The organism is Leptospira licerasiae serovar Varillal str. VAR 010, assembly GCF_000244755.1.
Classification (GTDB): domain Bacteria; phylum Spirochaetota; class Leptospiria; order Leptospirales; family Leptospiraceae; genus Leptospira_B; species Leptospira_B licerasiae.
Genome location: NZ_AHOO02000011.1, coordinates 151,342 through 166,013, shown reverse-complemented (window position 1 = coordinate 166,013; position 14,672 = coordinate 151,342). Strand labels below are relative to the sequence as shown.

10 protein-coding genes are annotated in these 14,672 nt (G+C 41.1%); 7 read left to right on the top strand and 3 right to left on the bottom strand.

The window, feature by feature from the left end; translation table 11 throughout:
• Nucleotides 1-3 precede the first annotated feature (3 nt).
• From LEP1GSC185_RS13270 to LEP1GSC185_RS13240, 7 genes are all read left to right on the top strand, one after another.
• Nucleotides 4-2,037 carry a RelA/SpoT family protein gene (locus LEP1GSC185_RS13270; RefSeq protein WP_008593770.1) on the top strand — a complete coding sequence of 678 codons (2,034 nt, stop codon included), beginning with the start codon at nucleotides 4-6 and terminating at the stop codon, nucleotides 2,035-2,037.
• A gap of 154 nt (nucleotides 2,038-2,191) precedes the next feature.
• A complete protein-coding gene (locus LEP1GSC185_RS13265) occupies nucleotides 2,192-3,994 on the top strand; it encodes an extracellular solute-binding protein (protein WP_232298518.1) in 1,803 nt (600 codons plus the stop codon).
• A 14-nt stretch (nucleotides 3,995-4,008) separates the two neighbouring features.
• Complete coding sequence (locus tag LEP1GSC185_RS13260) at nucleotides 4,009-5,076, top strand: hypothetical protein (RefSeq protein ID WP_008595603.1); 1,068 nt, start codon at nucleotides 4,009-4,011, stop codon at nucleotides 5,074-5,076.
• Between the two features lie 236 nt (nucleotides 5,077-5,312).
• Nucleotides 5,313-6,614, top strand: coding sequence for an adenylosuccinate lyase (gene purB / locus LEP1GSC185_RS13255; protein ID WP_008594300.1), 1,302 nt, complete (start codon nucleotides 5,313-5,315; stop codon nucleotides 6,612-6,614).
• Nucleotides 6,614-7,378, top strand: a complete 765-nt coding sequence (locus LEP1GSC185_RS13250; protein ID WP_008595877.1) for a Rossmann-fold NAD(P)-binding domain-containing protein — start codon at nucleotides 6,614-6,616, stop codon at nucleotides 7,376-7,378. Before purB ends, LEP1GSC185_RS13250 begins: the two co-directional genes overlap by 1 nt.
• Nucleotides 7,375-8,478 (top strand): AraC family transcriptional regulator, encoded by a 1,104-nt coding sequence (locus LEP1GSC185_RS13245; protein ID WP_008594528.1) that lies wholly within the window; start codon nucleotides 7,375-7,377, stop codon nucleotides 8,476-8,478. Before LEP1GSC185_RS13250 ends, LEP1GSC185_RS13245 begins: the two co-directional genes overlap by 4 nt.
• 70 nt (nucleotides 8,479-8,548) lie before the next feature.
• A complete protein-coding gene (locus LEP1GSC185_RS13240) occupies nucleotides 8,549-9,376 on the top strand; it encodes a sterol desaturase family protein (protein ID WP_008595365.1) in 828 nt (275 codons plus the stop codon).
• A gap of 186 nt (nucleotides 9,377-9,562) precedes the next feature.
• On the opposite strand, the gene LEP1GSC185_RS13235 is transcribed toward LEP1GSC185_RS13240, so the two are convergent.
• Genes LEP1GSC185_RS13235 through LEP1GSC185_RS13225 form a run of 3 tightly spaced genes read right to left on the bottom strand, consistent with a single transcriptional unit; the run spans nucleotide 9,563 to nucleotide 14,532 of the window.
• A complete protein-coding gene (locus tag LEP1GSC185_RS13235) occupies nucleotides 9,563-11,578 on the bottom strand; it encodes a PAS domain S-box protein (RefSeq protein WP_008595218.1) in 2,016 nt (671 codons plus the stop codon).
• A gap of 45 nt (nucleotides 11,579-11,623) precedes the next feature.
• The gene (locus tag LEP1GSC185_RS13230; protein WP_008595803.1) at nucleotides 11,624-13,558 is read right to left on the bottom strand and encodes a hypothetical protein; all 1,935 of its coding nucleotides are present in this window, start codon (nucleotides 13,556-13,558) and stop codon (nucleotides 11,624-11,626) included.
• Nucleotides 13,555-14,532, bottom strand: a complete 978-nt coding sequence (locus tag LEP1GSC185_RS13225) for a glycosyltransferase family 2 protein (RefSeq protein WP_008594441.1) — start codon at nucleotides 14,530-14,532, stop codon at nucleotides 13,555-13,557. Before LEP1GSC185_RS13225 ends, LEP1GSC185_RS13230 begins: the two co-directional genes overlap by 4 nt.
• Nucleotides 14,533-14,672 lie beyond the last annotated feature (140 nt).

The window sequence follows — 14,672 nt, the reverse complement described above, 5'->3', positions numbered from 1 at the left end:
AGTATGGGATTTGTTAAGGCTCCTGCCACCAAAGAAATGTTGCTCGAAGGGGTCCGCGAAACCATGGGACCGGAGGCCTTAGAGCTTATCGAAAAGGCTTATAAGGTTTCGGAAGATTCCCACCAAGGACAATTCCGTCTTTCCGGCGAACCTTATATAGTTCACCCTCTTCAAGTCGGTTTTATTTTATACGAGTTGGGTCTGGATGAGAAGGTAATCTCTGCAGGAATCCTTCATGATGTGATCGAGGACACAAAATACACAAAAGAAGATATGGTCCGTGATTTCGGTACCGAGATTACCCAACTTGTGGAAGGTGTGACTAAAATTTCTCAGATCAAAAGCCAGTCCAAAGAGACTGAGGCGGCTGAGAATATTCGAAAGATCATTATTGCTACTATCCAAGATATTAGGGTCATCCTGATCAAACTTGCGGATAAGACCCATAATATGAGGACTCTTTCTTTCCAACCTCCCGAAAAGCAAAGAAGGATCGCAAATGAAACACTTTCATTATACGCACCGATCGCGGGAAGATTAGGTATCTATTCCGTCAAATCCGAACTGGAAGATCTCGCATTCCAAGTCATCTTTCCCGAAGAATACCAGGACATTAAGAAGAGGATCAGTGCTAAGAAATCGGAAAGAGAAGATTATATCGAAAAATTACAGCTGATCCTAAAGCAGAGACTTGCAGAGATCCAAATCAACGCAAATGTGGAAGGGAGAGCAAAACATTTCTTTTCTATCTATCGTAAGATGAAAACGAAGGAAAAGACCTTCGACGAAATTTTCGATCTAAGAGCCATCCGTATCGTTACCGACGAGATCAAGGATTGTTACGGAGTATTAGGGATTGTGCATACACTTTGGTCTCCCGTTCCGGGAAGATTTAAGGATTATATCGCAACCCCTAAAACGAATATGTACCAATCACTTCATACGACTGTGATCGGTCCCGACGGAAAACCTTTAGAAGTGCAGATCCGAACCGCTGAGATGAATGCGATTGCCGAGTTCGGGATCGCCGCTCACTGGGTTTATAAAGAAGGCAAAACTCACGCTAATGAAAGACATCTAACGGTTAAGTGGTTGGAAGTCCTACAAACATGGCAGGATTCTTCTTTAGATCCTAAGGAATTTTTAGAAGAATTAAAATACGATCTTCATGAGGATGAAGTATTCGTTTTCACTCCAAAGGGAGAAATTATACAACTTCCTAAAGGTGCAACCGTTCTTGATTTCGCATTTAGGATACATACTGACGTAGGGTTGCATTGCAAAGGTGCTAAGATCAACGGTAGAATGATCCCACTTCGTACTGAACTGCGTAGCGGTGACCAGGTAGAAGTTGTAGTGGATAAAAGATCCAAACCTTCTCCTATCTGGCTTCGTATCGTTAAAACTCCTTCTGCCAGACAAAAGTTACGCGCTTATTTTAGAAAACTCAGAGAAGAAACGAGCAAGGATCTGGAACAAGGAGCAGAGAGTGCGGCGGAACTCACTCTGAATGCGGAAGTATTAGAAGAACTCAAACGTAAACCAAACGAAAAGGTTTCCAAACAAGCCACACACCAAGGCCAAGTTGCTGGCGGAAAAATTTTGGTAGCAGGTCTTCGAGATATTCCGGTCCGTCTTTCGGGTTGTTGTTCTCCTCTTCCCGGAGACCAGATCATCGGCTTCGTAACTAGAGGACGTGGTGTTTCCGTTCATAAAAAGAATTGTAGTGTTGCATTAAAACAAAGAGAAGAAGAACAACTCAGGCAGATCACTGTGGATTGGGACTATGGCCAGACGGAGCCGGTACCTGTTCGAGTGGAAGTGAAAGCGAAGGATCGTCAGGGTATTTACTTGGAGATGGTAAAAAGTATCTCAGGTACCCAGACAAATATTCTGGAGGCCGGAGCTTCTACCGTACAAAAGGATACTTTGATGGCTCGCTTCATGATAGAAGTGGAACATTTGGACCAATTAAAGGAGATCTTAGGCAACTTAAAGCGAATTCCGGATGTGGTTTTTGCTCATAGGGTCAAATAAAGATCAGCTGTAAGGCTTTTATCATTCTATCTTTTCATCGAAAATTTTACATTTAAGTTTGCCTGAAATCGGGTTTTCCCGGAAGCTTTCGAACACGAACATTCCTAAGAGGTGTGCTTTGAACCTTGCTCTAAAAAATTCCAAATTCCTAAACATTTGCTATTTTATACTTTTATTATCCGTAATCTCCTTCTCTTCGAACGGATGTAAAGATAAGGAAGAAGTTCAAATTTCAGTCGCAACTGAAGATCTTCCTTGGGAAGGAGATCCTAATAGTATCCCGGAAGTATTGAGAAAGCCGAATCCTTCCGTTTCTCCTAACGCAAAAAGAGGAGGGATCTTTAGGATATATAGCCATCAATATCCTAAATCTTTAAATTGGTATTTGGAAAATTTTTCCACAACTGCCGAGATCTTTGGCCAGATGTTCGAACCACTTTTGGAAAGACATCCTATTACTCTGGAGCCTCTCCCTAAGCTTGCTTCTTATTGGAAGATCTCTTCCGATAAAAAGACTTTTACGTTCCATTTGGATAAAAACGCAAGATGGAGCGACGGCAAGCCTATTACTGCAAAAGACGTTTTATTCACTTATGAAACCATCATGAATAAGAAGAATAATACCGCACTTCATAGGATCGATCTTTCTCGTTTTGAAGCTCCAAAATTAGTGAACGAATACGAGGTGGAATTCACTCAAAAAGAGATCCACTGGAAGAACTTCGAATTTATCGCGTACGACTTCTTTATCCTTCCGGAACATTATTATGCGGGGAAAGATTTTAATAAGGAAAATTTTGAGTTCCCGGTGACCTCGGGTCCTTACGAATTACAGTCCGCCAAAAAAGGGATCTACGTAAAAATGAAACGTAGGAACGATTATTGGATGAGAGCTTACCCTTTTTACAAGGGGACGGATAATTTCAATACTCTTATCTTTAAGGTGTTTAACGACGATGCAGTCGCTTTCCAAGCATTCAAAAAAGGTGATATAGACCTATATCCCGTGTATAAGGCGGCAACTTGGGTCCAGGAGACGACAGGTGAGCCTTTTGATAAAAATTATATCATAAAACAAAAGATCTATAATGATAAAAAGTCAGGCTTTCAAGGTTGGGCGTTCAATATGAGAAGAAAACCTTTCGACGATGTTCGCATCAGAAAGGCGATCGCTCATTTGGTAAACAGAAAACTTATGGTAGATAAACTTGCTTTCGGAGAATACCAACTTACCGATTCTTATTACGATTCGGTATGGGAAGGCGGGCAATTACCCAATCCTCCGATCGATTACGATCCGGAGGCTGCTAAAAAACTTTTTGCGGAAGCGGGATGGAAACCGAATGCAAAAGGATTCCTGGAAAAAGACGGACAACAATTCGTGATCCATATTTTAGAAAGAGATAGAAGTGTAGAAAAATATTTTACATTATTTATGGAAAGAGTGAAGGAGCTCGGCATCCAAGTAACTATCGAGAGCACCGATCTTGCTAATTGGTCCGAAAGAATGGACAAATACGATTTTGATGTTACCTGGGCAGCTTGGGGAGCAGGAAGTTCTTTCCCGGATCCGGAACACCATTGGGATTCCAAATATGCAAACGAGAACGGACAGAATAACTACAACGGTTTCAAAAATCCGGAAGTGGACAAACTCATTGCTCAACAAAAAACGGAATTCGATATTAAGAAAAGAACGGAAATCCTAAAGAAAATAGATAAGATCTTAACGAAAGAAGTTCCATATGTTCTACTTTGGGGAATTAAATCCACAAGAGTCCTTTATTGGAATAGGTTCGGAACTCCGGAAAACCCTCTTGCCAGATACTCAGGAGAAGGCGCTGCCAAGTCCTTATGGTGGATCGACGAAGAGAAGGACAAAGCTTTGGAGATTGCTAAAAAAAATAAGACTGCTCTCCCTGCGTACAAAAGGGATTTGTACTACCATTCCAAATAAGGTTTGGGATTTTAATGGCTAAAAAGGGAAGATTCAGCGAATTCGGAGAGGCGATCCGGAATTTTTGGAACTCTCCCGGCATCCCTAGCTTTATTGAGATCCTGGAAAAGGGTCTAGATAAAGAATTATTTTTCGATCCGGACAGGGCCGATTCTCAAATCCCAAAAGAGGATCTGCCTATCGACTTTCGTCTTAGGCAGTCCGGTTTTGCCCGAAAATTTTATGAGAGACTTTTTCCGGTTTCCCATGTGTTTCGGATAACGCATAGATACGGCCGAGAGTTTTTGGATAATTTTATGCCTCTTGCCTCGGAGAATTATATTGGGAGAGGCTCCTATAAATTCGTTTATACACTTCCATGGAATCAAGTAGTCAAAATAGGAAAATCCAAACTTCCATCTGATCCAATTTTCGGTTCATTGTATAAGGAAGTGCAGAATAACCTGGAACGTTATTTGAAAACGGAAGAAATAGGGCTAATGCATCATTTGCAGAGATCTGCATGGGGAGAATCCAAGAGAGACGAAATCCGTTTTAAGTTCGCTCGTTTAGGATTGGAAAGGCTGCATTATTGGAAATTAAAAAGCCTGATCCCGGATCTAGTGCTACCTACTCGGTTTTTTATGGGTTTACGTTTTAGAAGAAGCCCATTCGGCGTTCCGGTAGTTACACTTACTCCTTGCGATAACCAAAATCTCCTGCCGGGAAAACATTTAAAAGAATTCATTAGATTGAATGAGAAGGTGAAACAAAACCCGATCCAAGACGCACTTTTTCCGAAATGGAAATTGAACTTTGACACCCATCGCTTCGGGATCATCAGCAAATCTAAGCTTAAAAAGATCGCTTTGGATTTCCATAGAGTAATAGAAGTGACTCGTTATCTTGCGTCCGAAGAAAAGCTGATCTTCGATATTCATTCCGAAAATATCATCATCACAATCCCTGACTTCGAACTGAAAATTTTTGACTATCATGTTTTCGATGAACATCTGTACGAACCTAGCAAGGAAAACCCATCTCCGGAAGTGGATCATATCAATCTGATCAAAGAGTTTGTGAGTTCTTTTGAATTGGGCTAAGAGGCGCAGCGTTGATGGGCACGCAGAGACACAGAGTCGCAGAGAGGATTTGGGTTTGTTGGAACTCCTGCAGGCTGGCGAGTGTGGAAACCTTTAAACCCTCTGCGTCTTCGCGTCTCTGCGTGGGATTTAAGTGCATCTTTGTTTCCTTTGCGTCTCTGCTTCCCAAAAACCGTTTACGGATCGGAGCAGTGTAAAAATCCTATCAATGGGGATGTTTCCCCGAGGAAACAGGAATGATTGATCGGTATTCGAATCCGGAAATTTCTAAAATTTGGGAACTGGAGAACAAATTCGATATTTGGAAAGAAATCGAAATATTGGCTACCGAAGCCCGGATGAAAAAAGGAGAGGTCCCTAAGGAAGACTTCGAAGAGATTCGTTCCAAAGCCAGATTCAATGTGGATGAAATTCTAGAGATTGAATCCAAGGTCCACCATGACGTTATCGCATTCTTAACTAATATGAATTCCTATATCGGGCCTGCAGGTCGTCATGTGCATTATGGCCTCACTTCTTCCGATATTGGGGACACAGCACTTTGCGTGCAGATGGTCCAGGCAATGGATCTCATCCTAAAAAAAACGGATCAGCTAATTGAAGCGATCAAAGAGAAAGCAATCCAATACAGAGACCTTCCTTGTATAGGTAGATCTCATGGGATCCATGCAGAACCTATGACTTTAGGTCTGAAATTCGCATTATTCTACGAAGAGATGAAGAGAAACAGGGTCCGCATGGCACTTGCAAAAGAGGAAGTGGCTGTTGGGAAATTGTCCGGAGCAGTCGGAACTTATTCAAATATAGAACCGGATATCGAAGAATATGTCTGCGAGAAATTAGGGCTCAAGCCTGATCCGATCGCCACTCAAGTTGTTTCCAGAGATAGACATGCAGCTTATATGTCCGCGTTAGGCGTTACTGCAGCGAGTTTGGATCGTTTTGCTACCGAGGTTCGTCTTCTTCAAAAAACGGAAGGTAGAGAAGTTGAAGAACCTTTTTCTCCGGGGCAAAAGGGATCTTCTGCGATGCCTCATAAAAGAAATCCTGTGATCTGCGAAAGGATCTCCGGTATTTCTAGAGTGATCCGTTCTAATGTTTCCACCGCTCTTCAGAACGTAGCCTTATGGCATGAGAGGGATATCTCCCATTCTTCTGCCGAAAGGATAGTTGTACCGGATTCCACAATCGCTTTGGAATATATTTTGGATAAAATGTTATTCGTAGTTAAAAATCTGCATGTATACCCGGATGCGATCGAAAGGACTTTGGGGACGACGAGGGGTCTGATCTTCTCGCAAAAAGTCCTTCTTCACTTGATTGAAAAAGGTGGGATTAGCAGAGAAGATGCTTATGCGATCGTGCAAGGGCATGCGATGGCAGTTTGGGCGGATGTTTCTCAAAACCTAAAAACAAGACTTGCCGAAGATCCAAAAGTACAAAAGGTCCTGAAACCAGGCGATTTGGATTCTATTTTCCAGATTTCTCCTTATCTAGATAAGGTGGGATTGATATATAAAAGACTCGGTCTGGAGTAATGTCCAAGTTCGCGATTTTCGGTCTGGGATATACCGGCCTACGTATTCTAAATACATTAAAAAAAGAGAATACTGTTGTGGGTATATCTCGGGCTACACAGACGGAAGGATCTATTTTACTTGACCTTTCCGATGCGGCGGCTTTGGAGAAATTCCGCAAAGAAAATGAAGGCTCAAAGTTTGACGCGAGCCTTATCACATTCCCCGCTCAAAAACTCGGAAATAAAGAACAGGTTTTTGATTCTTTATTTTCCATTTCGGAAACGGTCTGGCTGTTAGGATCTACTAGTATCTACCAAAGGATCACGCCTGATATTACCGAGAAAACTCCGTTAGATCCTGAACATGATCGTTATAAAACGGAGATACAATTTTTGCAGAAGGGAGGTAAGATCCTTCGTCTTTCCGGGATATATGGACCGGATAGAAATCCGGCAAACTGGGCAAGAAAGGGTTCCGTTAAAAAGACTAAACGACAATTAAATCTTATTCATGGCGACGATATTTCGGAAGCGATACGTTTGCTTTTGTCGTATCCCGGAAATGATCTGCCTTCCGAGCTAATTTTATCCGATGGGCAATGGCATACCTGGCTGGAGATATTCCGATTTTTAGAGGATCACGGTAAGATCCAGGTTCTTCCCGAAGAAAAAATGGATAGAGAGGACAGTTTTATAGACAGTAGCCTGATCCGGAAATTTCTTCCTGGTTTACAAACAAAAGACTTTTGGGGAGAATTGGAAAAACTGGAAGAACTCATTTGATCTCGCAGATCACGGACATATTACATTTATTCTGTCTTTCGAATTTAATCTTCATCATCGGTCTTTTAGGATGGAGATACTTTTACGATCTTAGGATACGTATCGCGGGAGGTTTTTCTTTCGGGATCGTATGTTATATCATTTTATCCTTGGATCCTGATCTAAAGATCCCTTATTCTATCCGCATATTTTTATTTGCGGGTCTTATCAGTTTACCTTTTTTCTTTTGGATGATAAGTCTCGCCATCTTCGAGGATCATTTCGAGATCAAATATTGGTATTGGCTTTTACTTTTGAGTAAGGTTGGAGTCTCCGCTTGGTCCGTCTATCCAGTCCTCGACCTGATCAATATGAGAGGACCTATCGTTTCGGAAACGGTTCTTGCTCATATCATTATTCCAACACTTCTATCCTTGGGTTTCGTTGTGGCCGCAATCATTCGGATCTATTCCGGAAGAAAGGATGATCTTGTAGAAACTAGAAGAAGATTACGTGAAGTCCATATACTGATGACCGGAAGCGTAATCACTTTTAATATGTTTTCTCATCTAATCTTGAGAGGTAAGGTCTTATCTGAAATTTTAGATTTAGCAAACGTGATCTTAGCTTGGGGACTTATACTTGCATTCATGTATTTAGTCTTCGAATTGAAAGAAGGTCTTGTAGACCCGAGACCGGAAGAGTTGGAGGACAAAGAAGAGAAGGCAGTATATGCGGATCCCGCCTTAAAGAAAAAATTAGTCTCCGCATTCGAAGAAACCAAACTTTATAGAAAAGATGGACTGACAATCGGGCAGCTAGCAGAGGATTTAGAAGTACAAGAATACAAACTCAGAAGGCTGATCAACCAGGCCATGGGTTTTCGGAATTTTCCCGACTTCTTAAATCGTTATAGGATCCAAGAAGCATGTGAGATCCTTTTAGATTCCGGCAAGGACGAGATTCCCATCATTCGAGTCGCTATGGATCTAGGTTACCAATCCTTGGGACCTTTTAATCGTGCATTTAAAGAACTTACTGGAGTCACTCCAACCGAGTTTCGCCGTAACCGTGGCAGGGACGAATCCCTAAAAAATACCGCCGATTTTGAAATCAGCTAGGGGTTTTTAAAATTCGGGTAGGCTTATCTCGGTCTTATCGTGTAAACTGTGCGCACACGGAGAGAAAGAGATGAACGAGATCGTGGATCAGATAGGCTACACCGCCTACTATTTTTTGACCTTAGGAATGTTATGGTTCCGCTATATTTTAATGGCAGGGATCGCTTACGTTTTTATTTGGGTCATCTTTAAAGATAAGCTCAAGCACAGGATTATACAGAAAAAACTTCCTGAAAAAGATAAAATCACCCACGAACTCAAATATTCAGCGATCACTCTTTTGATTTTTGCTGCTTCCGGGATCTTAGTGGTCTTGATGAAAAAAGCAGGCTGGACTTTTATTTATGATAGAGTAGAGGATTACGGGGTTCCCTATCTTCTATTCAGCATTATTGCATTAATATTTCTGCACGATACTTATTTTTATTGGACCCATCGGTTGATGCACCATCCTCTTCTTTTCAAAAGAATGCATTTAGTGCATCATAAGTCGACAAACCCTTCTCCATGGGCTGCTTTTTCTTTTCATCCGTACGAAGCAGTGGTAGAAGCAGGGATCGTACCATTAGTGATCCTATTTTTGCCAGTGCATACCACTGCACTTGTGGTATTTTTCTTTTATAGCAATTTTTTAAATGTATTAGGTCACCTTTCATTCGAACTTTTTCCGAAGGGATTTATAGAGAATAGAATATTAAGACTTCATAATTCTACAACCCACCATAATATGCACCATAAATACTTTAATTGTAACTACGGTTTGTATTTTAATATTTGGGATAGGATCATGGGAACAAATCACGAAAATTATTTTGATACTTTCAGGGAAGTCACTCATCGGGAGCCTGAGGTCTTGGGGGATTCGGATTTCGTAGAGGCAAAGGTTCAGGGGATTTGACTTTTAAATCTAAATTCATGTTGGAATTCCAACATGAAAGAGTTACAAAATTTGATTGCTAAGATTGTAATTTCATGATATGCGCAAAGGGTCTCCCACGAGCCACTCCCCCCACCCAAAGCTCAGGGTGGGGGCGCCCTTCAGCCGGTGTGGGAACTCCTACAAATGGATTCCCGATAACTATATCTAATAAGATGCGGGGAATCGTATCCTAGTAACGGTCCCTTGCTCGGAAGAAAGATCCATTACGGATCCTTTTAATTGTTTGGTTAGAAGATCGACAAGTTCCAGGCCCATGGAATCTTCCGGTTTAGAATTCGAGGATTTTCCCTTCCCGTTATCCGTAACATCCAAATGGATCCAGTTTCCGTCCTTGTAAAACGAGATCTTGATGATCTTCTCTTCCGAATGTTTTTTGAAAGAGAATGCATGTTTTAATACGTTGGTGACTAACTCATTCAGGATCAAACCGATGGGGATTGCGGAATTCTGTTTGATCGGAAGAGATTCGCAATTTAAGAAAATCTTGATCTCTTCCTTTTGGTGACCGAATGATTTGAGCAGACTATCTACAAGCCTACTTACAAATTCCGGAAAGAATTCATCACTGATCCTATGTTTTCCGTATAAAGATTCATGTACATAAGCCATTGATAGGATCCTATTTTGGGATTCTGTCAATACCTGGATCGGATTACTTGCTTCTACCTGTTCCAATTGGATGGAAAGTAAGCTGGATAATACTTGCAGATAATTTTTGACCCTATGATGGACTTCTTTTAGTAGGATATCTTTTTCCTGGAGAGCATTCGCCATAATTTCTTCCGCAAGTTTTACTTGGGTGAAATCCGTAATAAACCCTTCGAGAGCGATCAATTCTCCGCTTTCTCCCCTGACTGCGGAACCTTGTTCGAAAGCCCAACGCATTTCTCCACTTCTCCGGTAGATCCGATAGACTAGTCTGTATGGAATATTCTTGCTGACCGCTTCCGTAACTTCGTTAAATACTCTTTCCGCATCTTCAGGATGGATGATCTCTCCGAAAGAAATTGTGCGATTAGAAACGAAATCGGAGGGAGAATACCCGGTAAGTTCGAAACACCCGTCGCTAATAAATTCCATAGTCCAATTAGGATCGTAAGCACAACGATATGCAATACCCGGAAGATTCCGGATCAAAGTAGAAAGTTGCCTCTCACTTTCCTTTAGAGCGGTTTCTGTTTTTTTATAATACGTAATATCAGTGCACATTGCAAGTGCGCCTTCATAATTTCCTTGGGGATCAAAGATAGGATTTGTGGACATCAAAAGCCAGACAGGTTCTCCATCAGGACGGTTGAAAAAGAAATCATGAACTTCCGCCTGTCCTTGCCTTCTTTCTTCCAATCTATGGTTCACTGAACCCCGTTGGTCCATTGCTACAAAATCGAATAAACTTCTGCCGATAAGATCCTTTTCGCTCATCCCTAAAAATTCGGCCATTTTAGAATTTACGAATTTAGTCTTGGCATCCTTGTCTATGAGCCAGATCCCTTCTAAGGTAGTATCTACAATCTTTTTGTAATTTTCTTCCGTTTTGGAAAGTGCTGCTTTCGTTTCTTCAAAGAATACGAGTAGTATTACGATTGCGGAAGAGAATCTAAAGAGACCGGCAAGGAAAAAGCCGATAAATCCGAATTCGGGATGAAATCGGACAAACGGATAGTTAAGTACATGGATTCCCCAAAGAATGAAGATCCAACCGGCGATACTTTTACCTAAACTCTGGATCAGGTTTTTTGTTCGGAGAAAAATGACCCCCGCATAAATTTGAGATCCACCGATTAGAATATAGATAGGCCAGATTAAATAAGGATCTCTAATCTTCTCAAAATCCAAATACAATGCCCATATGCCGGTCAACACGAATAAAACCTGGAACGGCCTGGAGAATGATTTATTCAAAAAATAAAAACATCCTAAGAATTGGAAAAACGCTCTAATAAAGTCTATGGAGAAGGCTGGAAAATATTTATAGGATTCCGCTCCTCCAACTTGTAAAATATTTCCGAAATAACCCAAAAGATGGAATAGCCAGCAGATGGACCATACAAGCAAGGCCTTCTGTCCTTCTTTTTTATATAAATACAGGTAAATAAAAAATAGAAAAAAGGCGGAAGGCGTAGCCGCGATAATGGTGGGTAATAACCAAGGATGAGTCACGATGCCTTCAGCCGTTTACCGAAAACAGGTTTCGGTTAAGTCCGATTATTTTTTAATAAGACGATATTCTTTGAAACAATAATCTCCCGTTGGGTACTTAATTTCTTTGATCTGTTCCAGAGTAACTCCTAAACTTTCCGCTCTGGAAAGAACCTTAGAAGGTAGATCGCAGGAAGGTCCTATATACACTGCTTTGTCAAATTCGTCCCAGGATTTCCATTTGTATTTGCTATCGTTGCGATATTTACCATTTTCGATCGTTTTTTGTCTGAACAAAAGATCAAATTCGGAAGCAAGAATTCTTCCCGGCGCCTGAAAGTTCTCCTCATCGTGGAACGCATTGAATGCGACGTATTTCCCTTGGGGGTCTATTTCTTTTGCAAACTTTCTGGCAGGTTCGAATGTAGCAGTGTCAAACCCTTTTAAACAGAATTGGTTTTTGGAAAGATAAGTATGACTGAATAGTCCACCTTCTCTCACAAATAGGCTCGAAGCCCAAAGTAAGAAGAATAGGAACACTCCCGAAAAGAATAACTTTATGCTCTTTTCAGAAATTTGAACTAATCTGAACGACCATAAACTCAGTATCGTAAGTAATGCCGGTAAAGGATAGAATACGTGTCTTAATTGTTTATTTCCGGTGCTTGCATCGATAACTATGTATTGCAAAAATACGATCATCGTGATCGCAAATAACGGATCTTTCAAAAATTTGGGCCAACCGATACTTTGCAATTTTGCAAGCAGTGAGTCTATTCTTCCTTCTACCTTTGTTTCCGGAGAAAAAGTTTTTTCTTTTCTGTTTAGATAGAGCCAGTAACCGATCGCACCTAAAGAAAATAAGAAGAAGGTTCTAAAGATCCAAGGCTCGTTAAACACATGGCTCGCAGGAAACTTGTTCTCAGGAGACTCGAATAAGCTTAAGATAAAACTGCGAACGAATTTGTTCACGATCATCTGAGCGTTTACCAAGCTCATAACCCTGTCCAGGTTAGTGAATAACCAGATAAAACAAGGAAGAATCGCATACAGATAAAGTATTTTGATGGAAGGAGGAGAAATTTCTCCCAAGTCTTTTCTGTTCTTATATAAGAAATAATTAAAGTCCAGAAAAAGAAAGACAGTAAGGAAATATAATACTTTTTTAAAGGATCTTTGATCTAGATTCCAGTCGGTCACAACTCTCAATATCGGAAGTGAAAGAACGAGCAGAACCACTAAGATCAAGAACAGTAATCTTATCCCTTTGTAATGGACCTTGACGGAGAATCGCGCAAATCCAATCCATTCCGGAAATCTGGAGACCAATTCGAATAGAAAGATCGAGATAAATAGTAAAAGTCCGTAAGGATACTTCGTAAAAAATAGAAGTATCAAGACTGCGGAGACCAATGCACCTACCTTAGAACCTGTAGGTAAACTTTCTCCAGGTTTCAGGTCTTTTACGGAATCATAAAGTTTATATAATCCCCAATACACCCAAAGAAGAATGAACATCCCTTGGGTTTCCAGCATAGAAGAAAGACTATATGCTGGAGTTTCGGAAGTATGCAGGCTTAACGCCAATACAAAAATGGAAACTAAACTTCCGAAAAGAAAAGATCCCGAAATCCTATAAACGATATAGATGATGGAAGGAAAACAAAGAGCGTAAAAAGTCAGACCTAAGAAAGAATCTTTCCAAGTGATCGGCCATTCTCCTGGACTGGCTAAAAGTAAAAGGGAGAGTATTGGGCGTAAAGGTGGCCAGGTTGCCGCTTCCAAGAAGGGAAGTGTAGCTCTCCAAATTTTGCCGTCTCTATAATCTTGGAATTGGTCGTATACCGCAGTTAGGCGGATGTTTTCATCCCAGGTTAAAAGATCTGTGATCGGGCAGATCTCTAAAAAAGCCTGCCAATTTTTGGAGATCATAACTCCGGCGGCAAATAAGGCAATAGCGCCGAATACAATTCCTAAAACTTTATCCCAGGTACGATTCATCTTTTACTTTTCGGCTTAGCAAAGTAGATCTTTTCGATCACATACAGAGGGCGATTCTTGGATTGATCGTGTACTCTGCTTAGATATTCGCCTATCATACCTAATGCGATGAGTTGGATCCCGCCTAATACCAATACTACGATCATGACCGAGGTCCAACCTTGGATGGTATTATCCGTAAACAGTTTTAAGTAGAGAATATAAACCGTATACAAAGCGCCAAAAAACGCGGAAGCAAATCCTAAGTAAGAGGAAAGTTTAAGCGGGGCAGAGGAGAAGGATGTGATCCCGTCCAATGCAAACTTGAGCATCTTGCTAACGGAAAATTTGGTCTCTCCGTCAAAACGTTCGTCTCGGTCGTATTCCAAACCAGTTTGTCTAAAACCGATCCAGGCGATGAGTCCTCGGATATAACGATGTTGCTCTTTCATAGAAACAAGAACATCAGTCACCCTTCTGCTCATGATCCTGAAATCTCCCGTATCGATAGGGATCTCGAACCTGGTAAGTTTTTTTAGGATCCTATAAAATACGTGTGCTGTGATCAGTTTGAAAAAAGACTCACCTTCTCTTTTCTTTCTTCTTGCATAAACAACGTCGTAACCTTCCGACATTTTTGCATAAAGATCCGCTACGAATTCCGGAGGATCTTGAAGATCTCCATCCATTACTGCAACCGTTTCGCCTCTAGCAGTATCGATGCCAGCAGTGATTGCCAATTGGTGTCCGTAATTTCTGGATAAGTTCAGAAGAAAAAAACCTGGCTCTGATTCGCAGAATTTTTTTAATACATCGAAAGTGCCGTCTCTCGAACCGTCGTTTACAAAAAGAATTTCTGCATCTTCTTTTCCGAAGTGATGTTTTTCTTTTAGGATAGTAAGTAAACCCCGAAGTCTTTTTACAAGTTCGGGGATGGTTTTTTCCTCGTTATAAACGGGAATGACTAGGGATAAAAGAGGGGGCTTTGCGGGCATTGCTGACCTTGGTACGATGTTTGTATTCGGCCAAAATGTCGACAATATTTCCTGTAATTTCTGTCAGAGTCAAAACCTTGTTTCTCTTTGATTTTTGGGAGCTTTCAAGGGATTCTGCCGGTCAATTCTGCAAAAAAGGG